This is a genomic window from Arthrobacter sp. P1_H7, from assembly GCF_056405215.1.
On the sequence record NZ_JBFUCO010000011.1, the window covers coordinates 21,509 to 48,296 of the forward strand.

At 68.1% G+C, this 26,788-nt stretch carries 25 protein-coding genes and 1 pseudogene; 17 read left to right on the plus strand and 9 right to left on the minus strand.

The genetic code is table 11. From position 1 onward, the window contains the following. The first annotated feature begins 16 nt into the window (after nucleotides 1–16). The 14 genes from AC1DXI_RS12290 (at nucleotide 17) to AC1DXI_RS12355 (ending at nucleotide 15,247) form a co-directional block, all read left to right on the plus strand. Entirely contained in the window at nucleotides 17–220 is a 204-nt protein-coding gene (locus AC1DXI_RS12290) for a ubiquitin-like protein Pup (RefSeq protein ID WP_026266331.1), read from the plus strand. 86 nt (nucleotides 221–306) lie between these two features. Further along, nucleotides 307–1,149, plus strand: a complete 843-nt coding sequence (gene prcB / locus AC1DXI_RS12295) for a proteasome subunit beta (RefSeq protein WP_476938859.1) — start codon at nucleotides 307–309, stop codon at nucleotides 1,147–1,149. A 1-nt stretch (nucleotide 1,150) separates the two neighbouring features. Next, the gene (gene prcA / locus AC1DXI_RS12300; protein ID WP_028275580.1) at nucleotides 1,151–1,858 is read left to right on the plus strand and encodes a proteasome subunit alpha; all 708 of its coding nucleotides are present in this window, start codon (nucleotides 1,151–1,153) and stop codon (nucleotides 1,856–1,858) included. A gap of 1 nt (nucleotide 1,859) precedes the next feature. After that, a complete protein-coding gene (pafA, locus tag AC1DXI_RS12305) occupies nucleotides 1,860–3,224 on the plus strand; it encodes a Pup--protein ligase (RefSeq protein WP_026538699.1) in 1,365 nt (454 codons plus the stop codon). Between the two features lie 111 nt (nucleotides 3,225–3,335). Next, nucleotides 3,336–4,271 carry an FKBP-type peptidyl-prolyl cis-trans isomerase gene (locus tag AC1DXI_RS12310; protein ID WP_476938860.1) on the plus strand — a complete coding sequence of 312 codons (936 nt, stop codon included), beginning with the start codon at nucleotides 3,336–3,338 and terminating at the stop codon, nucleotides 4,269–4,271. A 66-nt stretch (nucleotides 4,272–4,337) separates the two neighbouring features. Next, nucleotides 4,338–4,733, plus strand: a complete 396-nt coding sequence (locus tag AC1DXI_RS12315; RefSeq protein ID WP_018772903.1) for an FKBP-type peptidyl-prolyl cis-trans isomerase — start codon at nucleotides 4,338–4,340, stop codon at nucleotides 4,731–4,733. 165 nt (nucleotides 4,734–4,898) lie between these two features. Further along, the gene (locus AC1DXI_RS12320; protein WP_476938861.1) at nucleotides 4,899–6,962 is read left to right on the plus strand and encodes a helix-turn-helix transcriptional regulator; all 2,064 of its coding nucleotides are present in this window, start codon (nucleotides 4,899–4,901) and stop codon (nucleotides 6,960–6,962) included. Between the two features lie 5 nt (nucleotides 6,963–6,967). After that, nucleotides 6,968–7,360: a hypothetical protein gene (locus AC1DXI_RS12325; RefSeq protein ID WP_476938862.1), complete on the plus strand. Its 393-nt coding sequence runs from the start codon at nucleotides 6,968–6,970 to the stop codon at nucleotides 7,358–7,360. 35 nt (nucleotides 7,361–7,395) lie between these two features. Continuing rightward, the gene (gene tatA, locus AC1DXI_RS12330) at nucleotides 7,396–7,665 is read left to right on the plus strand and encodes a Sec-independent protein translocase subunit TatA (protein WP_018772900.1); all 270 of its coding nucleotides are present in this window, start codon (nucleotides 7,396–7,398) and stop codon (nucleotides 7,663–7,665) included. 48 nt (nucleotides 7,666–7,713) lie between these two features. Next, nucleotides 7,714–8,508 (plus strand): twin-arginine translocase subunit TatC, encoded by a 795-nt coding sequence (gene tatC, locus AC1DXI_RS12335; RefSeq protein WP_018772899.1) that lies wholly within the window; start codon nucleotides 7,714–7,716, stop codon nucleotides 8,506–8,508. Between the two features lie 24 nt (nucleotides 8,509–8,532). Next, nucleotides 8,533–11,469 (plus strand): DEAD/DEAH box helicase, encoded by a 2,937-nt coding sequence (locus AC1DXI_RS12340; RefSeq protein WP_476938863.1) that lies wholly within the window; start codon nucleotides 8,533–8,535, stop codon nucleotides 11,467–11,469. A gap of 104 nt (nucleotides 11,470–11,573) precedes the next feature. Beyond that, a complete protein-coding gene (locus AC1DXI_RS12345) occupies nucleotides 11,574–13,256 on the plus strand; it encodes an amidohydrolase (protein WP_476938864.1) in 1,683 nt (560 codons plus the stop codon). A gap of 471 nt (nucleotides 13,257–13,727) precedes the next feature. Further along, nucleotides 13,728–14,462, plus strand: a complete 735-nt coding sequence (locus AC1DXI_RS12350; protein WP_476938865.1) for a polyprenol monophosphomannose synthase — start codon at nucleotides 13,728–13,730, stop codon at nucleotides 14,460–14,462. 47 nt (nucleotides 14,463–14,509) lie between these two features. Beyond that, nucleotides 14,510–15,247: a VOC family protein gene (locus AC1DXI_RS12355; RefSeq protein WP_476938866.1), complete on the plus strand. Its 738-nt coding sequence runs from the start codon at nucleotides 14,510–14,512 to the stop codon at nucleotides 15,245–15,247. A 93-nt stretch (nucleotides 15,248–15,340) separates the two neighbouring features. On the opposite strand, the pseudogene AC1DXI_RS12360 reads toward AC1DXI_RS12355, so the two are convergent. The 4 genes and pseudogenes from AC1DXI_RS12360 to AC1DXI_RS12375 form a co-directional block, all read right to left on the minus strand. Further along, a pseudogene (locus AC1DXI_RS12360) lies at nucleotides 15,341–15,595 on the minus strand (RNA polymerase-binding protein RbpA); the annotation flags it as partial. 346 nt (nucleotides 15,596–15,941) lie between these two features. Beyond that, on the minus strand, nucleotides 15,942–16,898 hold the full coding sequence (locus AC1DXI_RS12365; protein ID WP_476938867.1) for an SPFH domain-containing protein: 957 nt from the start codon (nucleotides 16,896–16,898) through the stop codon (nucleotides 15,942–15,944). Nucleotides 16,899–16,987: 89 nt separating this feature from the next. After that, on the minus strand, nucleotides 16,988–17,449 hold the full coding sequence (locus AC1DXI_RS12370) for an NfeD family protein (protein WP_476938868.1): 462 nt from the start codon (nucleotides 17,447–17,449) through the stop codon (nucleotides 16,988–16,990). Nucleotides 17,450–17,683: 234 nt separating this feature from the next. Then, a complete protein-coding gene (locus AC1DXI_RS12375) occupies nucleotides 17,684–18,550 on the minus strand; it encodes a methyltransferase domain-containing protein (protein WP_476938869.1) in 867 nt (288 codons plus the stop codon). A gap of 167 nt (nucleotides 18,551–18,717) precedes the next feature. Between AC1DXI_RS12375 and AC1DXI_RS12380 the strand changes: the two genes are divergently transcribed. Beyond that, nucleotides 18,718–20,796: a S9 family peptidase gene (locus tag AC1DXI_RS12380; RefSeq protein WP_476938870.1), complete on the plus strand. Its 2,079-nt coding sequence runs from the start codon at nucleotides 18,718–18,720 to the stop codon at nucleotides 20,794–20,796. 22 nt (nucleotides 20,797–20,818) lie between these two features. Here AC1DXI_RS12380 and AC1DXI_RS12385 read toward each other — a convergent pair whose 3' ends face one another. From AC1DXI_RS12385 to AC1DXI_RS12405, 5 genes are all read right to left on the minus strand, one after another. After that, nucleotides 20,819–21,490, minus strand: a complete 672-nt coding sequence (locus tag AC1DXI_RS12385) for a peptide deformylase (protein ID WP_476938871.1) — start codon at nucleotides 21,488–21,490, stop codon at nucleotides 20,819–20,821. Nucleotides 21,491–21,499: 9 nt separating this feature from the next. Continuing rightward, nucleotides 21,500–22,489, minus strand: coding sequence for a hypothetical protein (locus AC1DXI_RS12390; protein WP_476938872.1), 990 nt, complete (start codon nucleotides 22,487–22,489; stop codon nucleotides 21,500–21,502). A 123-nt stretch (nucleotides 22,490–22,612) separates the two neighbouring features. Beyond that, nucleotides 22,613–23,791, minus strand: coding sequence for an FAD-dependent oxidoreductase (locus AC1DXI_RS12395; protein ID WP_476938873.1), 1,179 nt, complete (start codon nucleotides 23,789–23,791; stop codon nucleotides 22,613–22,615). After that, complete coding sequence (locus AC1DXI_RS12400; protein ID WP_476938874.1) at nucleotides 23,784–24,461, minus strand: class I SAM-dependent methyltransferase; 678 nt, start codon at nucleotides 24,459–24,461, stop codon at nucleotides 23,784–23,786. The genes AC1DXI_RS12395 and AC1DXI_RS12400 overlap by 8 nt, the downstream gene beginning before the upstream one ends. 95 nt (nucleotides 24,462–24,556) lie before the next feature. Continuing rightward, complete coding sequence (locus tag AC1DXI_RS12405) at nucleotides 24,557–25,798, minus strand: type III polyketide synthase (RefSeq protein WP_476938875.1); 1,242 nt, start codon at nucleotides 25,796–25,798, stop codon at nucleotides 24,557–24,559. 106 nt (nucleotides 25,799–25,904) lie between these two features. On the opposite strand from AC1DXI_RS12405, the gene AC1DXI_RS12410 reads away from it, so the two are divergent. Both AC1DXI_RS12410 and AC1DXI_RS12415 read left to right on the plus strand, forming a co-directional pair. Then, the gene (locus AC1DXI_RS12410; protein WP_370121449.1) at nucleotides 25,905–26,354 is read left to right on the plus strand and encodes a helix-turn-helix transcriptional regulator; all 450 of its coding nucleotides are present in this window, start codon (nucleotides 25,905–25,907) and stop codon (nucleotides 26,352–26,354) included. Further along, the gene (locus AC1DXI_RS12415; RefSeq protein WP_370121446.1) at nucleotides 26,351–26,770 is read left to right on the plus strand and encodes a VOC family protein; all 420 of its coding nucleotides are present in this window, start codon (nucleotides 26,351–26,353) and stop codon (nucleotides 26,768–26,770) included. The genes AC1DXI_RS12410 and AC1DXI_RS12415 overlap by 4 nt, the downstream gene beginning before the upstream one ends. The last annotated feature ends 18 nt before the right edge of the window (nucleotides 26,771–26,788 follow it).

A 26,788-nucleotide genomic window follows, 5' to 3' on the forward strand; every position in this document is an offset into this window, starting at 1 on the left:
CATGAAGGAGAAGACAATGGCAGGCCAGGAGCAGCAGCAGCCGCAGTCGCGGGACACCGAGGTTGACGAGGACGTCCCCGCCGCGCCGCCGGCCCCGGCGGACGCCCAGGCGTCGGCAGCCACCCAGGGCGTCGACGATCTCCTCGATGAGATCGACGGCGTGCTGGAGTCCAATGCCGAGGAGTTTGTGCGCGCATTCGTCCAAAAGGGCGGCCAGTAGAGGCGCCGCCGGCCGCCGGATGAGGGCGGCGGGAGGGGCTAAGGGCCGGAAGAGTCGTTGATCCACCACGTTGAGGGAGAGCGTTAGTGCAGGAAACAACAGCCAACCGAGTAGCAGCCAACGCGACGTCCTCATTCACCGAGCATCTGCAGCGCGAACGGCCCGATCTGATGCCCTTCGGCCAGGTGCCGTTCAACCAGTTGCCCGCCGCCGGGCACGCTGGACAGCCGGGAGCACCGCTGCAGGTCCCGCACGGGACCACGATCGTGGCGATGACCTATGCCGGGGGAGTGCTGATGGCCGGGGACCGGCGCGCCACCATGGGCAATGTGATCGCGAGCCGGCACATCGAGAAGGTCTTTCCCGCCGACCAGTATTCAGTGCTGGGCATCGCCGGGACCGCCGGAATCGCCCTGGACATCACCCGGCTGTTCCAGGTCGAACTCGAACACTACGAGAAGATCGAGGGCACGCTCCTGAGCCTGGACGGCAAGGCGAACCGGCTCGGCGCCATGGTGCGCGGCAACCTGCCCATGGCCATGCAGGGCCTCGCCGTCGTCCCCCTGTTCGCGGGATTCGACCGGCCCGCCGGCTTCGGCCGGCTCTTCTCCTACGACGTCACGGGCGGCCGCTACGAGGAACAGGAGCACCACGCGGTGGGATCCGGCTCGATGTTCGCCCGCGGCGCGCTGAAAAAACTGTGGCGTCCCGGCCTCTCGGAGCAGGACGCCGTGGCGGTCGCCGTCGAGGCACTGTACGACGCCGCCGACGACGACTCCGCCACGGGCGGCCCGGACCCGGTCCGGCAGCTGTGGCCGGTGGTGTACATCGTGAACCGGACAGGCGCCTTCCGCGTCCCGGACCGCGATCTTGCCGCCGTGGCCGGCCGCGTCATCGAATCCCGCGCCGTCGCCCAGCGGGAGGCCTGAGATGACCCAGCAGTTCTATGTATCCCCCGAACAGCTGATGAAGGACCGTGCGGATTTCGCACGGAAGGGCATCGCCCGCGGACGCTCGGTGGTGGTCATCAGTTGCCGGGACGGGATTGCCCTCGTGGCGGAGAACGCGTCCCCGTCGCTGCACAAGATCGGCGAGATCTACGACAAGATCGCGTTCGCCGCCGTCGGGAAGTACAACGAGTTTGAGAGCCTGCGGCAAGCCGGGGTGCGGTACGCCGATGTCCGCGGATATTCCTACGACCGCGAGGACGTCACGGCCCGCGGGCTCGCCAGCGTGTACGCACAGAGCCTCGGCGCGGTGTTTACGGCCGAACAGAAACCCTTCGAGGTGGAACTGGCCGTGGCCGAAGTCGGTCAGGCCCAGGAGGCGGACCATCTGTACCGGCTGACCTTTGACGGGTCCATCGCCGACGAGCACGGCTTTATCGTGATGGGCGGCCAGGCGGACAAGGTCTCCGAGGCTGTCGCGGCGGGCTGGCAGGGCGAACTTGACTTCGCGGGCGCCATCCGGCTGGCCCTCGCCGGGCTCGTGGCGGACAAGGAAACCACCACCCTGCCGGTCTCCGCACTGGAAGTTGCGGTACTGGACCGGGGATCGGAAAGCGGCCGCGGCACCCGCCGGGCCTTCCGCCGGCTTGAGGACCCGGACATCGTGGCATTGCTGGCTGAGGAGAAGTGAGATGGACAAGCGCATATTCGGCATCGAAACCGAATTCGGAATTTCCTATTCAAGCCCGGAGTCCCGGCCGCTGGCGCCGGAGGAAGTAGCCCGCTACCTCTTCCGCAAGGTGGTCAGCTGGGGACGGTCCTCCAATGTCTTCCTGACCAACGGCTCGCGCCTTTACCTGGACGTCGGGTCCCACCCGGAATACGCCACCGCCGAGTGCGACGACCTCGCCCAGCTGATCGCCCATGACCGCGCCGGGGAACTGATCCTGTGCGACCTCGTGGACGAAGCCCAGGAACGGCTCGCGGCGGAGGGCTTCAACGGCACCGTCTACCTGTTCAAGAACAACACGGACTCGGCCGGGAACTCCTACGGCAGCCACGAAAACTACCTCATCCCGCGGCGCGGGGAATTTTCCCGGCTCGCGGAGATCCTCATTCCCTTCCTCGTGACCCGCCAGCTGATCGCCGGGGCCGGCAAGATCCTCAAGACCCCGCACGGGGCGACCTTCGCGTTCTCCCAGCGGGCCGACCACATCTGGGAAGGCGTCTCCTCCGCCACCACCCGCTCCAGGCCCATCATCAACACCCGGGACGAGCCGCACGCGGACGCCGAATTCTACCGGCGCCTGCACGTGATCGTGGGCGACTCCAACATGTCCGAAACGACGGCGCTGCTCAAAATCGGCACGGTGGACCTGATCCTGCGGATGATCGAGGCCGGGGTGATCATGCGCGACATGCGGATGGAGAACCCGATCCGCAGCATCCGGGAAATTTCCCACGACCTCAGCGGCCGGGCACTGGTCCGGCTCGCCAACGGCCGGCAGCTTACGGCCCTGGAAATCCAGCGCGAGTACCTGGGCAAGGTCACCGCGTTCGTGGCCGAACACGGCGCGCACAACCCCCACGTGCCGCTGATCCTGGACCTCTGGGAGCGCACGCTTGACGCCATCGAAAGCGGCGACACGAGCACGATCGATACCGAAGTGGACTGGGCCATCAAGAAGAAGCTCATGGACAACTACCGGGAACGGCATGGGCTGGGCCTTGACGCTCCCAGGATTGCGCAGCTGGACCTGACCTACCACGACATTTCCCGTGGCCGCGGCCTCTTCTACCTGCTCCAGGCCCGCGGCGCCGTGCGCCGGGTGGTGGACGACACCGCGGTCAAGGACGCGGTGGATGCACCCCCGCAGACCACGCGCGCCAAACTCCGCGGCGACTTCGTCCGGCGCGCCCAGGAGCTTGGCCGCGACTACACCGTGGACTGGGTTCATCTGAAGCTGAACGACCGCGCCCACCAGACCATTCTGTGCAAGGATCCCTTCCGGAGCGTGGACGACCGGGTGGATGCGCTGCTGGACTCGATGGGCTGATACCCAGCTTCGCACGTTATTCTGGGGTAGGGCCGCCACGCGGCCGCCGCTTTCTTTGCCACGGGAAACCGAACGGCACTGAGTCCACCCTGCCTCGACGAAAGTTTCCAATTGCGCCGACTACTAGCAATTCTTCTTCCCGGACTGCTGCTGCTGACCGCCTGCGGCGGCAACGAAGCGCCTCCGGCTCCGGAACCCACCAGCCAGTCCGCGGGTGAGACCGCCAAGCTGGACTCGGTCAAATTGACCGAGAACGGTGACAAGAAGGCCCCGGGCGTCGACTTCACCAAGCCGCTCGACGTCAAGGAACCCACTGTCAAGGTGGTCACCGAGGGCGGTGGCGAGCGGGTCAAGGCCAACCAGATCGCCGACATTTCGATCGTGGCGTTCAACGGCACGGACGGCTCCACCCTCGAAGACACGTTCCCGAACGATCCCGAGCCGCTGGAGCTGAACGACGAGCTCAAGGGCAGCAGCCCTGTCATCTACAACGCGTTCGTGGGCGCCAAGATCGGCTCGCACCTCGCCCTGGCCGTTCCCGGCCAGGCCGCAGCCGAGGGGACCGCGGCCAAGCCGACCCAGCTGCTGATCGTCAAGGTGCTCGCCGCCAAGGACGCGCCGCCGGTCCTGGACAAGCCTGAGGGCGACGCCGTCACCCCGCCGGCCGGACTGCCCACCGTCAAGGACAACGACAAGGGCGTCCCGGAGATCTCCGTCACCGGCGTCAAGGCCCCGACCGCGTTGGTCTCCCAGGACCTCATCACCGGCAAGGGCCAGGCCCTCAAGGAGACCGACACCATCACCGTGAACTACGTCGGCGTCGCCCTCGCCACCGGCAAGGTCTTCGACTCCAGCTTCGAGAGTGGCAAGAAGGCCACTTTCCCGCTGACCGGCGTCATCAAGGGCTGGACCCAGGGCCTGGCCGGCAAGACGGTCGGCTCCCGCGTCCTTCTGGTCGTCCCGAAGGACCTGGCCTACGGAGACCAGGGCCAGGGCGACGCGAAGGGCGACCTCGTCTTCGTCGTCGATATCCTCGGCGTCAAGTAATCCACCGCAACAACCGCACCACCTGCAACAACTGCAGTCACTACACGTCACCTCAAAGGAGTAACCATGTCATTTGGACAGCGCAACCTCGACCGCGAGAAGCCTGAAATTGACTTCCCCGAAGGAGACGTCCCCACCGAACTGGTCATCACCGACCTGATCGAAGGGGACGGCGCCGAGGCCAAGCCCGGCGACACCGTTTCCACCCACTACGTGGGCGTCGCCTGGTCCACCGGTGAAGAATTCGACGCCTCCTGGGGCCGCGGCGCGCCGCTGGACTTCCGGGTCGGCGTCGGCCAGGTCATCCAGGGCTGGGACCAGGGCCTGCTGGGCATGAAGGTCGGCGGCCGCCGTCGCCTCGAGATCCCGTCCGAGCTTGCCTACGGCTCCCGTGGCGCCGGCGGAGCGATCGGCCCCAACGAGGCCCTGATCTTCGTCGTGGACCTCGTCGCCGTCCGCTAACGGACGCCACACAGACGCAACCCGCAGGGTGGCTGAACCAGCCGGCTGATTCCGCCGGCTGAATCAGCCCCGGCGGCGTAGAAGCGCGGTAACAATCGGAAAAGTTCTTCCGGCTGTTGCCGCGCTTTCGTCATTTTCCGGGACCGGCTTTAGTACCCTTGCGGGGTGTCCGCCTCACGTACAGAACGCCTCCTGAACCTGCTCATCGCCCTGCTCAACACCAAGTACGGCCTGCGCCGCAGCGAACTGCGCGACAAGGTCTACCACGACACCACGAGCAGTGACGTCGCCTTCGGCCGCATGTTCGAACGCGACAAGGGCGAGCTGCGCCAGTTTGGCTTCGACGTCGAGGCCGTGATGGACACGGGCTGGGGTTCCGACGACCCGGCAACCACCCGCTACCGGATCGGCAAGGAATCGAACCGGCTGCCCGACGTCAGCCTCACGCCCGAAGAGTGCACAGTCCTCATCCTCGCGGCCCAGCTCTGGGAGCACGCCGCCCTCGGCTCCGCCGCCGTGGACGCGGTCCGGAAGCTGCAGGCTGCCGGCGGCCTCGTTGACGCCGAACTCCCCACCGGCGTCCAGCCGCGCATCCGCCCCGCCGGCCAGGCCTTCGAGGACCTGGTTGCCGCTATACACGCCCAGCACCCGGTCCGGTTCAGCTACCTCGCCGGCAGCACGGGCCAGGAGCAGGAACGGCTGGTGGAGCCCTGGGGCCTGGGCAGCCGCTTCGGCCAGTGGTACCTCGTCGGCCACGACCGGGGCCGGGGGGACAAACGGTTCTTCCGCCTGTCCCGCCTGACGTCAGCAGTGACCGTCCTGGAGAAGGAGAGCTTCACGCCGCCCGCCGGGTTCAACGTCCGCGCCGAGCTGGCCGGCCTGGCCGAATTGCCGGTACAGCATGCCGTGGTCGACGTCGAGCACGGACGGCTCCTGGGCCTCCGCAAACGTGCCCAAGCGCTTCCAGCCCCAACGTCGGCAGCCGCAGCGCCGGGGGCCGGGGTTCCGGAACCGGAGGCTCCGGAACAGGGAGCACAAGGGCCCGCGGCCGGGACGGACCGCCTCGCGGTGCCCTTCCGCGACGCCGAGACCCTGGGCGAGGAGCTGGCCTCCTACGGTCCCCGCGTCACCGTGATTTCACCTCCCGAACTCGCCGGCGCCGTCCGCCGCCGCCTCACGGCAGCCGCCGAATTCGCCGACAGGCCCCTGCCGGACGTGGCTTTCCCGGAGGCGGCCCGCGCCGGCCGCACCCGCAAAAGCACCTCGGAAGACCAGCTCAAGCGGATGCTGCAACTCGTGCCCTTCCTTGTCCACAACCAGGGACTGCACATCAGCGAGGTCGCCGCCAGGTTTGGCATCACCCGCAAGGCGCTCGAGGACGACCTGCGGATCCTGATTTGCTCGGGCCTGCCGGAAGGCTACCCCGACGATCTGCTGGACATCCAGTGGGACGATGACCACGTCTTCATCACCCAGGCCCTGGACATGACCCACCCCGTACGGTTCACCGTGGACGAGGCCTGCGCGCTCCTGACCGGTCTGGAGACCCTCAACAGCCTGCCCGAGCTCGCCGAAGGCGGCGCACTGGAATCGGTGACGCTCAAACTCATGGCAGCGGCGGGGGAGGAGGGCGTCAAAGCGGCGGCGCTCTCCGGCCCCGAGGTCGCCCCCGGCGACTCCGCCACCCTCGATACCGCCCGCGCGGCCCTCGAATCCGGCGCGCAGCTGCACCTGCGGTACTTCTCGCCGCAGCGCGACGCCGTGTCCGAACGCGACGTGGACCCCTTGCGGCTCTATTCGCTGGACAACACGTGGTACCTCGAGGCGTACTGCCACTCCGCCCAGGGCCTCCGCAACTTCCGGCTGGACAGGATCGAAGCCCTTGAGCCCAACGGCCGGCCGGCGGCCGCGGCGGCGAAGCCCGCGGAAAGCTTTCCGGTGAAACTGTTCACCCCGAACGACGACGACACGGTGGTCGTGGTGGAACTCGCGCCCCGCGGCACCGGCCTCGCTGACGACTATTACGCCGAGCGGACCGCGGCCCTGCCCGGCGGCGGGATGCTCGCCGAAATCCGGTTCGGCAGCACGGACTGGCTGCCGATGTTCGTGGCCCAGCACGGCGGGATGGTGCGGATCCTGCAGCCGGAGGCCCTCGCGGCCGCGTCGCGGGAGTGGCTCGCCGCGGCCCTGACGCAATACGAAGCCTCGTCGGATCGCCCGATAGACTGATCTGCATGCCTTGGTGGTCCTGGATCGTGATTTGGATAGCGCTGGTCGCGTTGTCGCTGTTGTTCTTCGGCGTGCTCGGCTTGCGGCTGTTCCGGCAAGCCACGACGACGCTCTCGGAATTGGGTGAAGCCGCGGACCGCTTTTCCACCCTGCCCGCACCAGCAGGCCCAGCCGGTACAACAGGAACCGGTTCTGCGGCCGGCGCCAGTGACCCGGCCGGCGCGGACGAAGCCCTTCGGCCGGTGCCCGGCGACGCCATTTTTGCCTCGCCCGCGCGGATGCGACATGATTACCACGCATCCAAGCTCGCCCGGCAAAACGCCCGCCGGCTGCGCCGCATCCAACGCAAGAAGGACCGCGGTCAACCACAGGCGCTGCGCGACATCGAAACGCGTTAGACATAGGATGTATTCAAACGAAAGGACCTCTCCACATGAGGCTTGAAGGCTGGCATCTCATCATCATCATCGTTCTGGCACTGGTGCTGTTCGCTGCGCCGAAGCTGCCGGGCATGGCCCGCAGCCTGGGCCAGTCGATGCGCATTTTCAAGTCGGAAGTCCGGGAAATGAAGAAGGACGGCACCACCGATGCCAAGGATGGCTCCGAGCCGGTTGAAGGACGGGTTATCAACCACCCGCAGGCCGGCGCACCGGAAAGCCGCACGGGCGACGGAACCGACGTTCCGCCGTCGACCCGCGCCTAAGACCGCATGGCAGTAACCATGAGCCGTCGATCGAACCCCGAGGGGAGGATGGCGCTCCTCGACCACCTCAAAGAGCTGCGCAACCGGCTCTTCAAGGCGGCAATCGCCGTCGTCCTTGGGACGGTAGTGGGTTTCCTTGTCTACCAGCCAATGCTGGCGGCGCTGATCAAGCCGATCCGCGACCTGAACGAACACGAAGGCCGCCAGGCCACCCTGAATTTTGACGGCGTCGCGAGTTCGTTCGACCTCATGATCCAGGTCTCGGTGTTCCTGGGCCTGATCATCGCCAGCCCCGTCTGGCTATACCAGCTCTGGGCCTTCATTGTGCCCGGGCTGCACAAGAAGGAACGCCGCCTGGCCCTGTCCTTCGTGGCGGCGGCCGTGCCGCTGTTCGTCGGCGGCGTCCTGCTGGCCTGGCTCGTGCTACCCAACGCGGTGCGCGTCCTGACCGACTTCACGCCGTCGGGCGGCTCCAACTTCATCAGCGCCCAGGTATACCTGTCCTTCGTGCTGCGGCTGCTGCTCGCCTTCGGCATCGCCTTCCTCCTCCCGGTGGTCCTGTTCGGGCTAAACCTGGCCGGCCTCATCAAGGGCCAGCAGCTCGTCAAGAGCTGGCGGATCACGGTTTTCCTGGTCTGCCTGTTTGCCGCGATGGCCGCGCCCGGCGCCGACGCCATGAGCATGTTCTACCTGGCCGGGCCCATGCTGGCGCTGTTCTTCGCCGCGATCGGGCTGTGCCTGCTCAACGACCGACGGCGCGAGCGGCGCGCCGTCAAACGCGACGCGGAGACCGAAGCCACTGCCGACCAGGCCACCCCCAGCTCCGAGCTGGAGAATCTCTAGCCTTTCGCGCACTAGGCTGGAAGCATGTCGTCACACCCCGGGCCGGAATCACCGTCCGAACGTTACCGCGCCAGCGTCGAGCGGGCTGCTGAAGCCAAGACCTACCTGGGCGGGTTCATCCGCTCGCTCGAATTTGAACTCGATGACTTCCAGCGCGAGGCTTGCCTGTCCCTGCAGGCCGGCCGGGGCGTGCTGGTGGCCGCCCCCACCGGCGCCGGGAAGACGATCGTGGGCGAGTTCGCCATCTATCTGGCCCTCCAGCGCGGGCTCAAGGCGTTCTACACCACCCCCATCAAGGCCCTGAGCAACCAGAAGTACTCCGAGCTGGCCGCCAAGTACGGCGCCGCCCAGGTGGGCCTGCTCACCGGTGATACCAGCATCAACGGCGACGCCCCGGTGGTGGTCATGACCACCGAAGTGCTCCGCAACATGCTCTACGCCGATTCGGACACCCTGGACGATCTCGGCTTCGTGGTCATGGACGAGGTCCACTACCTCGCCGACCGCTTCCGCGGCGCGGTGTGGGAGGAAGTCATCATCCATCTGCCCAGCGAGGTCCAGGTGGCCTCCCTGAGTGCCACGGTCTCCAACGCCGAGGAGTTCGGTGCATGGCTCGACACCGTCCGCGGGCAGACCGACGTGATCGTCTCCGAGCACCGCCCGGTGCCGCTGTGGCAGCACGTCATGGTGGGCCGGAAGATCGTGGACCTGTTTGCCGGTGACACCAGCTTTGACGAGATCGCGCTGCCTGGCGAGGCAGCCGCCGAGGCCGTAGCCGGCGGCGCCGTTACCGTCAGTGCCGCCGCCGGCAGCGGCTCCTCGGCTGCCGTCACGGCAGAAGTTCCCGGGCGGGCCGGCTTCGAGGTCAACCCTGAACTGCTGTCCATGGCCCGGGCCGAGAGCCAGATGAATTTCCGTGGCCGCTTCGGCCACGGCGGACGCAACCAGCGCCGGCAGCAACGCAGCCAGCGGGACGAACCGCAGGGCGCCCAGCGCAGCCCGGTGCGGAAGGCCAGCCGGCCGCAGGTCATCGCCAGCCTGGACCGGCAGGACCTCCTGCCGGCCATCACGTTCATCTTCTCGCGGGCCGGCTGCGATGCCGCCGTGGCCCAGTGCGTCGCGGCCGGACTCTGGCTGACCACCGAGCGGGAACAACAGATCATCGCCCAGCGCGTCGACGAGGCCGCCCAGGCCATCCCCTCGGACGACCTCGATGTTCTCGGCTTCTGGAGCTGGCGGGACGGCCTGCTGCGGGGGCTCGCCGCCCACCACGCCGGTATGCTGCCGACCTTCAAGGAGGTTGTGGAGAAGCTGTTCGTCGACGGGCTGGTCAAGGCCGTCTTCGCCACCGAAACACTGGCCCTGGGCGTCAACATGCCGGCCCGCTGCGTCGTGCTGGAAAAGCTGGACAAGTTCAACGGCGAAGCCCATGTCAATATCACTGCGGGGGAGTACACCCAGCTGACGGGCCGGGCCGGCCGCCGCGGCATCGACGTCGAGGGCCACGCCGTCGTGCTGTGGCAACCCGGCACGGATCCGGCAGCTGTCGCCGGCCTGGCCTCACGGCGGACCTACCCGCTGAACTCCAGCTTCCGGCCCACGTACAACATGTCGATCAACCTTTTGGCGCAGTTCGGCCGGGCGCGCGCCCGGGAGATCCTCGAATCGTCCTTTGCCCAGTTCCAGGCGGACCGCTCCGTGGTGGGCCTGGCCCGGCAGGTCAGGAGCCGGGAAGAATCCATTGCCGGGTTCAGCAAGGCCATGACCTGCCACCTGGGCGATTTCACCGAATACGCGAAATTGCGGCGGGCCCTGGGCGATGCCGAGACCATGGCCTCCCGGAGCACGTCCCGGGCCAGGAAATCCCTGACCGAGGACTCCCTGAGCAGGCTGCTACCGGGTGACGTGGTGGATGTTCCCGCCGGCAAGTCGCCGGGACTGGCTGTGGTGCTCAGCTCCGACCACGAATCGCGCGAGCCCCGCCCCGCCGTCATGACGCTGGACAACCAGCTCCGGCGGATCGGCCTGCACGACGTCGAAGGGCCGTTGTCGCCGATCACGCGGATCAGGATTCCCAAGTCCTTTAACGCCAAGGTTCCCAAGTCCCGCCGCGACTTGGCGTCCTCGGTGCGCAACGCCATCCGCGAGCACCGGCCGCCGGCTCCGCCGCGGCGCGACGACGATTTCGGCCGGGCCTCCGCGGCACCCAACCAGGAGAAGCGGATCGCCGAGCTGCGCCGGGAGCTCCGCGCCCATCCGTGCCACGGCTGCAGCGAACGCGAGGACCATGCCCGGTGGTCCGAACGCTGGTGGAAACTCCGCCAGGAAACGGACGGGCTCATCCGCCAGATCCAAGGCCGGACCAACACCATCGCCAAGACGTTCGACCGTGTATGCGGCGTCCTGACGGGCTACGGCTACCTGGAAACCTCGGACGCCGGCGTGCTGTCCATCAGCCCGGACGGGCAACGCCTGCGGCGGATCTACGGCGAAAAGGACCTGCTGATTTCGCAGTCCCTGCGGATGGGGGCCTTCGACGACCTCGACGCCGCCGAGATCGCCGCCCTTGCCAGTGTGCTCGTCTACCAGGCCAAGCGTGAGGACCGCGGCCTGCGGCCCAAGATGCCGAGCGTGTCCCTGGAATCCGCGGTCGACACCGTGGTCCGCGAATGGTCCGCCCTGGAAGATATCGAGGAAGCCAACAAGCTGCCCCTCACCGGCGAGCCTGAGCTCGGCCTCGTCTGGCCGATCTTCAAATGGGCCAAGGGCAGGCACCTCCAGGACGTGCTGAGCGGCACCGACCTGGCCGCGGGCGACTTTGTCCGCTGGGTCAAACAGGTGATCGACCTCCTGGACCAGCTCGCCGACATCCCGAACCTCGACCCCCGGATTGCGCGGCTGTGCGCGGACGCCATCAAACTCGTCAAACGCGGCGTCGTCGCCTATTCCTCCGTGGCGTAGGGAGCGGGCCGGACCGGCCCGCTCCCTGGACCACTAACGAGTCTTTCCAGACTTTCGAACCGCCGGCGCTGGGCCGGCCACCAGTAACAAGGAGTACCCGCCCCATGACCGATTCGCCGGCCGCCCCCGCCCCCCGCAACGTCACGCTGTACCGCAACGGCTCCGTCTACACGGCGGCTGATCCCTTTGCGACTGCGATGCTGGTCGACGGCGACACGGTCGCCTGGGTCGGTTCCGAACAGGCCGCCACGTCCATCGCGGACGCCTCGATGGAGGTGGTCGATCTGCAGGGCGCCCTCCTGGCCCCCGGCTTCGTCGACTCCCACGTCCACCTGACGGAAACCGGAATCGCCCTGGAGGGCCTGCAGCTGGCCGGGGTGCGTTCCGCCGCTGAACTGCTCGAGGCCGTTGCCGGCTTCGGCGTTTCCGCTTCCGGCGCGGACGGTGCCGTCCTGGGCCACGGCTGGGATGAGACCACCTGGGCCGATCCCACCCTGCCCTCCCGGGACGAAATCGAACGCGCGGCCGGCGGCCGCCATGTCTACCTCTCCCGCGTGGACGTCCACTCGGCCCTGGTATCGAACTCCCTGGCCGCGTCGGCCGGACTGGACGGGCTCGACGGCGGCGCCGGCAGCCAGGTCAAACGGGCGGCCCACACCGCGGCCCGCCTGGCGGCCCGCCAGCTGCCGGCCGACGCGCTGCGCGCCTACCAGCAGCGTGCCCTCGCAGAGGCTGCGGCCAACGGCTACGTGGCCGTCGCCGAGATGGCCGCGCCGCATATCGGAAGCATCGAGGACCTGCGGCTCGCGGTGGCCTGGAACAGCAACTCCGGCGGTGGCCCGAACGGTGTGACCGGCGGGGCAGTGCCGGAGATCCTGCCGTATTGGGGCGAGCTCGCCGCGTCCGCCGAACATGCCCAGTCCATCCTGGACGGATTGGGACTGCCCGTGCTGGGCCTGGCCGGCGACCTCAACATCGACGGCTCGATCGGCTCACGGACCGCCTTCCTGCGGGAGGACTACACCGACGCGCCCGGAGAGCGCGGCAACCTGTACCTCTCCGTGGCCGAGGCCGCCGCCCACCTCGCCGCGTGCTCGCTCCTGGGGATCCAGGCGGGTTTCCACGTGATTGGCGACGCCGGCCTGGACGCGGCCCTCGACGCCCTCGACCTCGCCGCGGCTGAGGTGGGGGAGCAGCGCGTCCGCGCCGCGGGGCACCGGTTCGAGCACGTCGAGCTCGCGGATGCCGCCGCGATCAGCCGGCTGGCCCACTATTCGGTCAGCGTCAGCGCGCAGCCGGTTTTCGACGCCCTCTGGGGTGGCGGGGACCGCCTCTACCAGCAGCGCCTCGGCTCCCGCCGGCTCGGAATGAATGCCTTTGGCAGCCTCTACGCAGCCGGTGTGCCGATCTGCTTCGGCAGCGACAGCCCGGTGACGCCACTGCGGCCGTGGTCCAGTGTGCGCGCGTGCCTGCAGCACACCAATCCCGCCGAACAGATCTCCGCCCGCGCCGCGTTCCTTGGCCACACGCGGGCCGGCTGGCGGGCAGCCCGCTACCCCAACCCAATGGCCGGGCAACTGGTGCCGGGGGCTCCGGCCAGCTTTGCGGTCTGGGAGGTCGAGGAGCTCATGGTCCAGGTGGCCGACGGGCGCGTGCAGTCGTGGAGCACCGACCCGCGCGCCCGCACCCCGCTCTTGCCGGCGCTGGACACCGGCAGCGATCCTGCCTGCCTCCTGACGGTACGGGACGGCCAGGAACTCTACGCCAGCGGCGCCCTCGGCGCCTGAACACACGGCGCCTCACCCGGCCGGCCGCGCAGGGCCTCAACCGGCACGTCATCCAGCCGGCGGAGCGGAAACATTGCCGCCCGCGACCCCGCCCTGAACTGCACCGACAGACAAAACGGCAGGTCACGGCTCGGTTGACAGATGAGGCCGCCCCCGTAGCATTGAGGGGCAACGGAGGGTTGCGTACGGCGCAGACTCCGGCAGTCCCCGGTCCATCCCAGGTTGCCGCACGCGCGGGAGCTTCACTTGGTCATGACCACGGGCACCCCCAGGGGGCGGGTCCACTTCGCAGCAGAAAACGGTTCCGGCGCCGCAATTCGCGGCCTGCCGTAACTGGCCCGAAGCGGGTGGACCTGCCCGGGTGGTCACACGGCCCCTCCCGGGCTCGCAACTCCCTATAATGGGAAGTTGCGCCTGAAGAACGAATGACTTTCGGCGCACCGACCGCTCCCTTCAAGGAAAGGCCTCGCTGTGCGTGTCCTCACCATCATCCCGACCTATAACGAGCTGGAATCGTTGCCCAAGACCCTCGGACGCCTGCGCACAGCCGTGCCCGCCTCCGACGTGCTGGTTGTCGACGACAACAGCCCTGACGGCACGGGGCAGCTGGCGGACCGCATGGCCGCCGAAGACGGCCAGGTCCACGTCCTGCACCGCGCCGGAAAGGCCGGTCTGGGAGCGGCGTACATTGCGGGTTTCAAGTGGGGCCTGGAGGCCGGCTACGACATCCTCGTGGAGATGGACGCCGACGGCTCGCACCAGCCCGAGCAGCTGCCCCAGCTGATCGAGGCCGTGGAGCAGGGCGCGGACCTTGCCATGGGCTCCCGCTGGGTGCCCGGCGGCAGTGTGGTCAACTGGCCGCTCTACCGCCAGGCCATCAGCCGCGTCGGCAGCACGTACGCGCGGATCATGCTCGGAGTGAAGATCAAGGACGTCACCGGCGGCTTCCGTGCCTTCCGCCGGACCACGCTGGAGAAGCTGAACCTGGATGCGGTGGACTCGGTTGGCTATGGCTTCCAGGTGGATCTGGCCTGGCGCGTGGCCAAGCTCGGCCTGACCATCGTGGAACGGCCCATCACCTTCGTCGAGCGCGAGCTCGGCGCGTCGAAGATGAGCGGCAACATCGTCGTCGAAGCCATGATCAACGTCACCAAGTGGGGACTCACGGCGCGCTGGAACAAGCTTCGGGGCAAGCAGGACGCCTAAGGCGTGTCTCCCGGATCGGGCATTTCCTGGGTATAGGCTCGGGCGGTATGGCGCTGCGACTTGTTCAGGTGAATTTCAAGGCCCGGGATGACTCAGCACTCGGCCGGTTTTGGGCCGAGGCACTCGGCTGGGGTGTTTCCAGCGAGGGACCCGGTGTTACCAATGTTGAACCCCTGGGATTCGTCTGGCCGGACCCCGCCGCCGTCTGCGTCGATGTTGTCACCGTCCCGGACCCCGAGACGGTGAGATACCGGGCGCGCCTCGATCTCGCCACCACCTCTGAGGCCCATCAGGCTCAGCTGGTCGCGCACCTGTTGGAACTCGGCGCGACGCCCGCGGACGCGGGCCAGGGTGCTGTGCCGTGGACGCTTCTGGCCGACCCGGAGGGCAACCTGTTCCGTGTGCTGGAGCCCCGCCCGATCTACCAGGACACCGGGCCGATCGCCGCGGTGGTGGTCAGCTGCGCAGACCCGCGGGCCATGGCCCGTTTCTGGGGTGGGGCGATGGACTGGACCCTGCACGAGGTCACCGGCGATCATGCGAGGCTGCGTTCGGCCAAGGGTGTCGGGCCGTATCTGGAGTTCCTCCGCACGCCCGGCGGGAAGACCGTGTGGGGCCGTGTCCATCTCGACCTGAGGCCGTACCCGGGTGATGATCAAGGGGCGGAGGTGGCCCGGCTGCGGGCTCTGGGCGCCACCGACGCCGACGTCGGCCAAGGCGATGTGCCCTGGGTCTGCCTCGCCGACGCGGAGGGCAACGAGTTCTGCGTCTTCACCCCGGGCTGATGCCGACTCCCGGTCCTCGGTGCGCGTGCAGGGGGGTGCAGCTCCAGAGGACGCAGGCGCCGGAACAGAACAAGGGCCGGGCCCGCATCGAAACAGCATGTCCCAGTGCGTGCGCACTGCCTTCTCGTTGCTGTTGACAGGGCGTTCGCCGTCCACCAGCAACGCCTCCTTGCCCGTCTTCGAAACCCAGACCGGGGGGATTTCGGCTTCCGAGGAGAACGTCACGAACACCTGTTCGCCGTCCTCGCAACGGTATTCAACCCGCTGGCGCGGAGCCGGTTCGACGCCGGATTCGGTCTCCATGCTCTGTGCGCCAAGGCGCATACCCCGCAGGCTGCGATCGCTCATCTTTTCTCCCTCTATTCGGTTCGCAGGGTCCAGCCCTGCGGTGTCCGGGGACCGTCAGGCGCCGGACTTCTGGTTGCACCGCGTTGTACCGTACCTGGCCCGGTGTGGCCCGGCCAGATGACAGTCACCAGTGGACAAAACTGTTTGGAACGTCATTGGAATCAACGCTGTGCGGAGCGTTTTTGTTCCGGACGGCTGAACTGACCGGACAAATATTCAAGTATACGGGAGTGGTGCATGCGAGGTAAAGCGAGTAGCCCCGCGGCGCGGACTGCGTAACCTGTACCCGACTGGCCCGGACTTAAACTGGCAGGCCCCCCCCCACCCGCCGGAAGCGGGAGCAGGCTCAGGGCAGGTTGCCCTGGCCGTCGGCTGCCGCGGGCGGTGAGTACGGAGCAACGTCCGGCGTCGAGGCCGTCTGCTCCTGCACCGCCCCTGCACCCAGTACGCTGCCGATCCCTTTGAGCGCCTCGCCTACCTCGCTGGGAATGATCCACAGCTTGTTCGAGGACCCCTCGGCAATCTTCGGGAGGGTCTGGAGGTACTGGTAGGCCAGCAGTTTCTGGTCCGGGTTGCCCTTGTGGATCGCGTCGAAGACCTTCTGGATGGCCTGGGCCTCGCCGTCGGCCCGCAGGATCGCCGCCTTCGCGTCGCCTTCGGCTTTCAGGATGGAGGACTGGCGCTGGCCTTCGGCGGTGAGGATTGCGGACTGCTTGGTGCCCTCGGCCGTCAGGATGGCGGCGCGGCGGTCACGTTCGGCCCGCATCTGCTTTTCCATCGAGTCCTGGATGGAGTGGGGCGGATCGATCGCCTTGAGCTCCACCCGGGAGACCCGGATGCCCCAGCGTCCGGTCGCTTCGTCCAGGACGCCGCGGAGCTGGCCGTTGATCTGGTCGCGCGAGGTCAGCGCTTCCTCCAGGTTGAGGCCGCCAACCACGTTGCGCAGGGTGGTGGTGGTCAGCTGTTCCACGGCCTGGATGTAGTTGGCGATCTCGTAGGTGGCGGCCCGGGCGTCCGTGACCTGGAAATAGACGACGGTGTCGATCGAGACCACCAGGTTGTCCTCGGTGATGACGGGCTGCGGCGGGAAGGACACCACCTGCTCTCGCAGGTCGAGCAACGGCAGCAAGCGGTCCACAAACGGGATCAGCAGGGTAAGTCCGGGATTCAGGGTGCGTTGGTATTTGCCCAGCCGTTCAACGACGCCGGCCCGGGCCTGTGGAATGATCCGGACCGACCGGACCAGCACAATAATGACGAACACAATTAGTACCAGCAGCACAATTGCGACTGCGATATCCATACATCACCTATTCCCCAGTTGTTTTGTTTTAGTCTCGCACCGGCAGTTCCGACGCCGGCGGGACGGCAGTTCCCGCCTTGCGGTGTCCCTTATTGGATGGCGGATTCCGGTTGCGGGGCCACGATCGCGGTGGCCCCTTCGATGGCGCTGACCACAGCCTGTTGTCCGGGCGCCAGCACTCCCGATTCGGACCGCGCACTCCAGACGTCCCCGCCAATCTTGACGAGCCCGCCGTTTTCGCTCACAGCCTCCATGACGACGGCGGATTCGCCGATCAGGCGTTCGATGTTGGTGCGCCGATCCGCCGGGCCATGGTGGAGATGCTTGAGGGCCACCGGCCGGACGAAGCCGATCATGAGCAGGGACACCACACAGAAGGCGATAATCTGCAGCCACGGATCGGCGCCGGCAAAGTCCGCTACCAGCCCGGCGAGAGCGCCGCCGCCGAGCATGATGAAGAACAGGTCGAGTGTGATCATCTCGACCACGGCAAACACGAGAAAGAGTGTGAGCCACAACGCCCACCAATTCTCGATCAACCATTCAGACATCAATTCCCCCTTGAGTCCCGGGAGCTGCAGGCACAGTTCCCCAGTACTGTGATTCCATCCTAAGCGGAAGGGCAATAGCTGGGACCGGCGGGCGGGAATTGATGATCAAAGTGGCCAAGTCGTTATTTCGCGGGCCGCTTCCCCGCCCTGGTCTTCCGCGCCGGTTCCCTTGCCGGGGGGTGGTTTCAGGGCGTCCCGGACGGCACCCGGCGATGAGGTGCCGCGGCGGAATGGTCAGCGGATGGGTTGAAAAACACTGATCCGGAAGCGGGCCGAGACAGCGGTCCGCTCCGGAAGCGCGGCCTCGAGGGCGGCGAGTGCGGCACGGTCCAGGTGATGGCCGGCCGGTCCCATGTAGGCCAGGTTGGCGACGTCGCGCGGACCGAGGGCCAAAACGAGGTCCAGATCAGTTGCCTCGACGGGCGTGAAGTGCTGGCCCAGCGACGCGGCGAGCCGCTCGTCTTTGGCCGGCTCGATCCCCAGCATCCCGGCCAGGTCGGCTACCTCCGCCAGGTGGCCGGGCCGCGGCGTGACCACGACCAGGCGGCCGCCGGGGCGGAGCACCCGGGCGAACTCAGGCGCGTTGCGCGGCGCAAAGATCACGGTGACGACGTCGACGGCGTTCTCCGCCACCGGCAACGACTGCCAGACATCCCCGACCAGGTTCAAAGCCTCGGGGTTCAGCCTGGCTGCACGGCGCAGCGCGAACTTGGAAATGTCCAGGCCGATTGCCGCGGCCGGAACATTGTCAGCGGCCCGGTCCAGCAAGGCCCTGAGGTAGTGGCCAGTGCCCGTTCCGGCGTCGAGCACGAGGGGCCGGCCGGCGGGGGTTTCCCGGAGCGCCGGTGTGGCGAGCCCGGCAATGGCATCGGCCAGCGGCTGATAGTGCCCGGCGGAGAGGAAATCGAAGCGGGCCGCCACCATGTCTGCGCTGTCGGATTCAAAAACAGTCCCCTTGCCGACCAGGAAGTTGAAGTAGCCCTGCCGGGCCGCATCAAAGCTGTGGCCGGCGCCGCACACAAGAGTGCGGCCGCCGCCGGTGAACCGGAGGCCATTGCGGCACACCGGGCACAAGAGGGGAAGATCGGCGGCGGCAGGCATAGCGTTCATCCTATGCGCGGATCCGGGGTCCGCCGCGCGGAGCGGGCGCCGGGGCCCGTGCACCCCGGTCAGGGCGCGGCGGACAGGGCACCCCGCGGCATGCCGCGCCGCACCGGCGCAACGTGAGGTGTTTCACAGCGGCCGCGCCACGGGCTAGGCTCGCACTCGTGAAATCTGAACATCTTCCGCTGCTCAATTCCGTGTCCGCCCCGGCCGTGCACCCCGACGGTTCCCGCGCGGTGGTTTCCGTGATCCGCCCTGACTTCGATGCCGATGCCTACGTGGGCCAGCTGTGGACCGTGCCCCTGGGTCCGGACGGCCCGGACTTCAACAACCCGGACTTCAACAGCCCGGACCCGAAGCCGCGCCGGCTGACCCGCGGCTTCCGCGACACCGCACCGGACTTTTCACCCGACGGCCGGGCCCTTGGGTTCCTGCGTGCGGCAGCCGGCGGAAAGCCGCAGCTGTTCGTGGTGGAAGCCGCCGGCGGCGAACCCCAGCTGTTGACGGCGGCCCCGCTGGGGGTCAGCTCCTTCACCTGGTCGCCTGATTCCCGCAGCATTCTCTTCAGCGCCAGGACGCCCGATGAGGGCCGGTACGGCAGCGTCGACGGCGTGGGTGCGGGCAGCGAGGACGCCCGGCTGATCACGGATTTCCAGTACCGGATGAACGGTCTTGGCTACACCGCCGACAAGCCGCTGCAACTGTTCATCCTCGAGGTGCCGCAGCTTGGCGCCGAACCGAAGGTGGCCCCGGCCGGACGCGCCCTGAAGGCCCTCGGCACCGCGGCCGATCCCGCGGAGAATGCAGCCGGGCTGCTGCCGGCCGCCAAACAACTCACCACCGCAGCAGCGGACCACAGCGGGGCCAGCTTCAGCGCCGACGGCGGCACCATCTACTTCACCGCGGCCCTGCACGATGGGCGGGACACGGACCTTGTCAGCGGAATCTACGCGATTCCCGCCGCCGGAGGGCAGCCTCAGGCCGTGCTGCCGGCCGATGCCGGACGGCAGAGCATCAGCGCCGTGCGCCAATCCGCGGATGGGCAGTGGCTCTTCTTCCTCGCCCAGGACCTCGGCGCATCCGGCCGGGACTTCGTGGCCAGGAACACCGCCCTCTACGCGATGCCTGCCGCCGGGGGAGAAGCCACGGCGCTCAGCGATGCCGAGACGATGGACCTGTCCGGCGGCAGCTGGATCGAGCTGCGCGGCGGTGCGGGGGCCTTGGTGCTGAACAATGCGCGGGGAACCGTGGAGCTGCACGAGTTCCTCGCGACGGGCGGCCACACCGTCCTCCTGGAAGGCAACCGGGTGGTGACCGGCGCCGCGGAAGGCGGCGGGAGGCTCGTGGCGAGTTTCAGCGATTCGACCACGGCCGGTGATCTTGCCGGGCTCGAGGGCGGGCAGGTGCGCCGCCTGACGGATTTCTCCGCCCAGCTGCGGAGCGTGGCGGGGATCAGTGAGCCGCAGGAACTGACTTTGCCCTCGGCCGACGGGTACCCGGTCCATGGCTGGCTCGTTAAGCCGGCGGGCCCGGGCCCGCACCCGGTATTGCTGAACATCCACGGCGGCCCTTTTGCCCAGTTCAGCGGGGCGTTGTTCGACGAAGCGCAGGTTTATGCGGGGGCCGGTTACGCCGTGCTCATGTGCAATCCGCGGGGTTCGGCCGGCTACGGCCAGGCACACGGCCGGTCCATCAAGGAACAAATGGGAACAGTGGACATGCAGGACGTCCTCGCGTTCCTTGACGGGGCAGTGGAGAAGTTCGAGGATCTGGACGCCGCCAATGTGGGCATCATGGGCGGATCCTACGGCGGCTACCTGACGGCATGGACCATCAGCCACGACCACCGTTTCCGCGCGGCCATAGTCGAGCGTGGTTTCCTGGACCCCGTCAGCTTCACGGGTTCTTCCGACATCGGCTGGTTCTTCGGCGGCGAATACACCGGCCCGTCGGCGGAGCAAATGGCAGCCCAGAGTCCCATGGCGCGCGTGGAGCACGTCCGGACGCCATCGCTGGTGATTCACAGCGAGGAGGACCTCAGGTGTCCCGTGGAACAGGGGCAGCGGTACTTCACCGCCCTGAAGCAGCAAGGGGTCGAGACCGGATTCCTGGTCTTCCCGGGCGAGAACCATGAGCTGTCCCGCTCCGGCACGCCGCACCACCGGAAGCAGCGGTTCGATGAAATCCTGAAGTGGTGGGCCCGCTACCTGCCGTCCGCAACGAATCCGGCACCGCAGCCCTAGTCTGCAGCCCCAGTCTCCTGCCCTAGTCCTCGGCCGGGTCCGGCAGGAACCCGAGTTCCTGCCGGGCGAGGCTGATGTCCGGTTGGGCCCAGCGGGCGGAGTATTCGGCATTGTTGCTGATGGAGCGCAGCTCGGCCCGGTCAAGGAAGAGGATCCCGTGCACGTGGTCGGTTTCATGCTGGACAATCCGGGCTTGCCAGCCGGAGAAAGTCTGTTGGAGTTTCGTGCCGTCCGGCGCCGTGAAGTCGAGCTGGACTGATTCCGGCCGCACTACGGCTGCCTGCAGGCCTCCAATGGAGAGGCAGCCTTCGTAGAACGCCGCGGACTTCGCGCCCAGGGGACGATAGCTCGGGTTCAGCATGGCAAAGAACGGCAGCGGCTCCCGCCCGCGGACGGCAGCGACGTCGGGATCGACGTCGAACTGGTCCTCCAGGACGGCGAGCTGCAGCGGTATCCCCAGCTGCGGGGCCGCCAGGCCCACACCCGGGGCCTTGTGCATCACGCTGCGCATGAGGTCGATGAGGTGACCGAGTTCGGCATCAGTCAACTGGCCATCGTACGGCGCCGCCACGTGCCGGAGCACCGGATGTCCGGCCTGGACAATCGGCGGAAGGATGCCCGTGCTCAGGATCTCCTGGACAGTCTCGCTTATCCGGGCGGCGCTGAAGTCGGTGGGCCTGGCGTCAAAGGGCATGCCCCCAGACTACTGGCGCCCGCACGCCTTTGTAACAAAGTCGTAAATGCGGCCGCGAAGCTGGTTGCCGGCGTCGATCTTCAAAATTCCCTCGCGGCCCGCAACCCTGACCTGCAGCGGCAGGAGCGTGCCCACCTTGTCTTCGGCCACTGCATGGGGATCGCAGCGGGAGGGCCTGATGCCGAGGCGTACTTCGGCCGGGGCCCCGCCGGCGCGGACCGTCACCGACCGGGGCCACGGGGCTTGTCCGGCCTCGGCCAGCAGCGTGGTTTCCGCAATCCGGTCAATCACCAGTTCACCGGCCCCTCCTGCGGCGCGCGGTTGCAGCAGCAGACGCACGACGGCGGTCCGACCGTCCGCGGCGACCTCAAGCTCCTGGGCCAGCGCGATCGTGGCGACGGCCGAGGCTTCCCGGGCCAGGCACAGCTCCGAATTGTTCCGCGCCAGGACGCCGAACGGGTCTGCCACCGGGGCCATGGCCGGGACCGGCACGGCTCCTTCCGGTGTGGCCAGCCGCAGGGATACACGGGCGTCTCCCGCACCCCCGGAGGTGCCTCCCGCCCCGGCTTCAGGCCCGGTGGAAGTGCCGCAATCCGGGGCGGGCAGCGGCGCCGGCAGGCTCTTGGGCTGTCCGGGCGGAAGCTCGATCCCGCCGGTTCGGGCGGGCCAGGTGATTGGGGCGGCGAAGAGAGGGCTGGTCAGTTCCGCGCCGAGGACCGTCAGGGCGTGGCCGGTGGTGTTCGTGAGCTGGATTTCGATGATCTGCTTGCTGTAGTTGTCGCGGAACTGGCTGATTTCCGCGGTCACAGGGCCTGTGGAGTTCGAGGTCGCCGACGCCGTCGCGGTTGCGGTTGCCGGGGAGGCGGTGCCCCCGACCGTACCGGTGCTGCATGACGCCGCCGTGCCCAGCAGCACCGCGGCAGCAGCTACCCGCAACCCCCAACAGGATGCGGCGCCGCGCGTCACAGGAAGTCCGCGCGTCACGGGAAGTCCGTCCATGCGCACAGTCTATTCCGGGGCAAACCCGTCACACGGTGGCGTCACACTGCCCTCAATAGACGGCTCCAGGTCAAGAAGGTGGCCGCGGCCAAAGGGGATTTCGATCGCAGACGCCTGCGCTGCCTATTGCATCGTGAAACGGCGGGCGATCAGGGAATTCACCGGCGGAACCGCGGCCACGCCTGCGATGCCACGGTTCCGCAGCGCCAAGAGACGGTCCGTGAGGGGCCGGCCCAGGGCCATGTTGATTTCGGCCTGGCGTGCCGCCCTGGCCGCCGCCCGCAACCGGGTCCGTTCAAAGGTCTTCAGGGCGCCTCCCACCTCCTGGCCGCGCACGGCCGCCGACACGATCGGTGCCAGCGCGGCCGCATCAAGCCAGCCCAGGTTCATGCCCTGCCCGCCGATGGGGCTTACCTCGTGGGCCGCGTCCCCGATCATCACCACCCGTCCGGCCACCATCCGGCGGGCCAGGCGCGTGCGGACGCCGAAGCGGCTGAGCATGCTGTTGGTCCCGGCGTCGATGTCGAGACCCGTCCGCTCGCGCACGCAGCGCATAAGCCACCGGGCGTCCGCGCCGGGACGGCCGGCTGATGGTCCGCCGGCTGCAGGTCCGCCGGCCGGGGCGTCGCCGGTGCCCAGCCGGACCACCCAGCGGCGGAGCCGGCCAGGCAAGGGGAACGACTCCACGATGCCGGCGCCGGAGAGGAACAGTGCGGCGTCCGGACCGAACCCGGTCGCGTCCGCAAAGTCACCCATGAGGTAGCTGTCCGGGTACTCTTTCACGCGCAGGTCGATGCCCTGCAGGGCCCGCACGGTGGAGCGCACGCCGTCGGCGGCGATGACCAGCGGCGCCGAATAGCGCAAGGTGCCCCTCCCGGAGTCGGCTTCCACGCTGACCCGGCCTCCGTCGTCGGAGAGCCGGGTGAGGCGGACGCCGCGGTGCAGGGCGCCGTCGCCGAGCTCGTTGACCCGCCGTTCCAGGTGCGCCTCAGTACGGGCCTGGGGCAGGGACAGGACGAACGGAAAGCGGTCCGAGACGCCGGCAAAGGACATCCGGGCGAGGCATTTTCCGCCGGCCAGGGCCATGCCGCGCCGGATCTGGACCCCCTCGGCAATCAGGTCCCCGGCAACGCCGGTTCCCGCGAGCGCGGCCAGCGCCGGCGGATGGATGCCGATGGCACGCGACTGCGGTTCCGGTGCGCTCCGCTGTTCCAGGACCTGCACCTCCACGCCGTCCTGCAGCAGCAGCGCGGCCATGAACAGTCCCACCGGGCCGGCACCGATGATCAGCACGTCAGCCACGGGCAGCGGACCTGTCCGGGTGGCCGCCGTCGGGAGTGTCGTGCAGCAGCAGGTTCCGGAAGGGAGTGTGGCGGGCAGCCGTCCAGCCCGGGGGAGCGGCGGCGGCCAGCTCCGCGGCGGTGTAGCTTCGCCGGATCGAGGTCAGCCCGTCCCGCCGGATATAGGAGCCGGTGAGCACCCAGGAACCGGCGAAGAACAGCGCGTAGGCGGCGGGGCTGCGGCGAATGTCGTTGTGGACCACGGTGCCACGGGACAACTGGGCCGACTCGGCCAGGAACGCTTCCAGCCCGTCAAGGTGGTGCAGGACATGGTTGGACACCACGAGGTCGTACCGGTTGCCCTCTTCGAGCAGCTCCGCACTGGCCGCCTGGCGGAACGTCACGTCCGCCGTCGCGTGGCGGGCGCGGGCGAACAGGATCGCCCGCGGATCCGGGTCAATGGCGGTGACCTCCAGACGCAGTCCGTCCCGGGCTGCCCAGCGGGCCAGCAGCACGGAAACGTCGCCCCCGCCGCACCCGATATCCAGCAGGGACGTGGCGGAGGCAGTGGACAGCCGGGGCCGGATCCGGGACCGATAGATGCCGCGCCAGCCGGCGATGGCACGGTTGACGAGCGCAAACTGGGCGTACGTGCGCTCCAGGCGGCCGGGGTCGCAGCCCGGCAGGTCCATTTCCTCGACGGCGTCTGACGCGCGGTCCCGCAGGAGGGCGGCCCGAAGGCGTTCCGGGCCCTGCTTCGCGCTGAACGGTTTCAGCGTGGCCGCTTTCAGACCCGCACCGCTACTGACGGCGCTGATTCGGCCGGTTCCGCTGATTGCGCCGCTGGCTCCTGCCGCGGAGCCGCGCCGGGCCGCGGGATAGCCAGCCGGGTGAAGAGCGCCGTCTCAACCGTCAGGCCCGGGCCGAAGGCCATGGAGCAGATCCGTTCCGCGCCGGGGCCGGCGTCGTCTGCGGCGTCGTCCGCTGCCGGCAGCTCGAGGATGTGCTTGAGGACGAAAAGGACGGTGGCGCTGCTCATGTTGCCGAAGTTCCGGAGGGTTTCGCGGGCCGGGACCAGCTGCTCGTCGCTGAGCTCCAGCCTGGACTGGACCTTGTCCAGAATGCTCCGGCCGCCCGGGTGGATGCCCCAGTGCTGGATCTCCCGGTAGGGGAGCCCCTGCAGCGAGCTGTCGCGGGACAGGAGCGGTTCGAGCGCGCCGATGATGTGGTCATCGATGATGTGCGGGACATAGTTGCCCAGCACCATCTCGAAGCCCTCGTCGCCGATGTTCCAGGCCATCGAGTCCTCCCCGACGGGCGTCAGGACGGTTTCGAAGTGGTCCAGCCGCAGCAGGGCAGATTCGCCAGGGATGTCCCGCGCGGTGATGATGGCCGCCGCGGCGCCGTCGGCGAACAAGGCCGATCCCATGATGGTGTCCGGATCATTGGAGGTCCGGACGTGAAGGGAGCAGAGTTCGGCGCAGACCACCAGCACCGTCGCATCCGGATCAGCCTCGCAGAAGGACTTCGCGGCCCGCAGCGCCGGGAAGGCTGCATAGCAGCCCATGAAGCCGAGGTGGTACCGCTGGACGGCCGGGTTGAGGCCGAGGGCACGGACAATCTTGTAGTCCGGGCCGGGATTGAAGAATCCGGTGCAGGAGACCGTGATCAGGTGGGTGATGTCCGGCGCATCGACACCCGGACAGGCCTCCAGGGCTTTTTGGGCGGCCTCAATGAAGAGCTTGGTCGCTTCCGTGGCGAAAATGCCGTTGCGGATTTTGGTGCTGGGGCTGAGCACCAAGCCGGTGGCGGGGTCGAAGAACTGGGGGTTTTCCGCCTGGCTGTCCGCCGTCAGTTCCTCCACCGCCGTGTGCCGGGTGTCGATGGCTGCGGAGTCAAAGCACGTGTTGACCAGCCGGGAACCGAGCCGGGTGAGGCCCGGCTGGGCGGCGAACACGGCCCTGGCCTCGGGCTGGACCAGGATGGTTGGCGGGACTGCAGTTTCCAGTGACCTCAGGTAGACCGTCATGGTTCATTCTCAGTGAGCCCGCCGCCAAAGACAATGGAAAGCCCGGAGATTCGGGGACACACCTCCGGGCTGGACAACTTCGGCACGACGTAGCACGATCGCACATGTGACCAGCAAACCCGACCGGGCGCAGCACTTGCGCGACCTCGCGCGGTTGCGCCGCGTCCGTGACCGAATGGACCGGGAGTACGCACAGCCGCTGGATGTCGAGGCCCTCGCCCGCGGCGCCCACATGTCCGCCGGGCACCTCAGCCGCGAGTTCCGGCTGGCGTACGGCGAGTCGCCGTATAGCTATCTCATGACGCGGCGCATCGAACGCGCGATGGCCCTGCTGCGCCGCGGCGACCTGAGCGTCACCGAGGTCTGCTTCACGGTCGGTTGCTCGTCGCTGGGCACGTTCAGCACCCGTTTCACCGAACTGGTTGGCGTGCCGCCCAGCGTCTACCGGCGCGAGGCTGCCCGTGCAACCGCAGGGATGCCCTCCTGCGTCGCGAAACAGGTCACCAGACCGGTCAGGAATCGAGAAGTGCCGGACCCCGAACCGCAACTAGCATGATTTTCATGGACATCAACATTCATGCGAGTTTCCTTCCACACAACGATCCCGACGCCGCCTTGGCCTTCTATCGGGACACCCTCGGCTTCGAGGTCCGCAACGACGTCGGCTACGGCGGGATGCGCTGGATCACGGTCGGCCCGGCCGGCCAGCCGGGCACATCAATCGTCCTGGAGCCGCCGGCCGCCGATCCCGGCGTCACGGACGAAGAGCGCCGCACCATCGACGAGATGATGGCCAAGGGCACCTATGCGCGAATCCTCCTGGCCACCAAGGACGTCGATGCCACCTTCGAGCGGCTGCAGGCCAACGGTGCCGAGGTGGTCCAGGAACCGACAGAGCAGGCCTACGGGGTGCGCGACTGTGCCTTCCGCGATCCCGCGGGCAACCTGATCCGCATCCAGCAGCCGCTCTGAGCTGTCCGACGGCCGGGA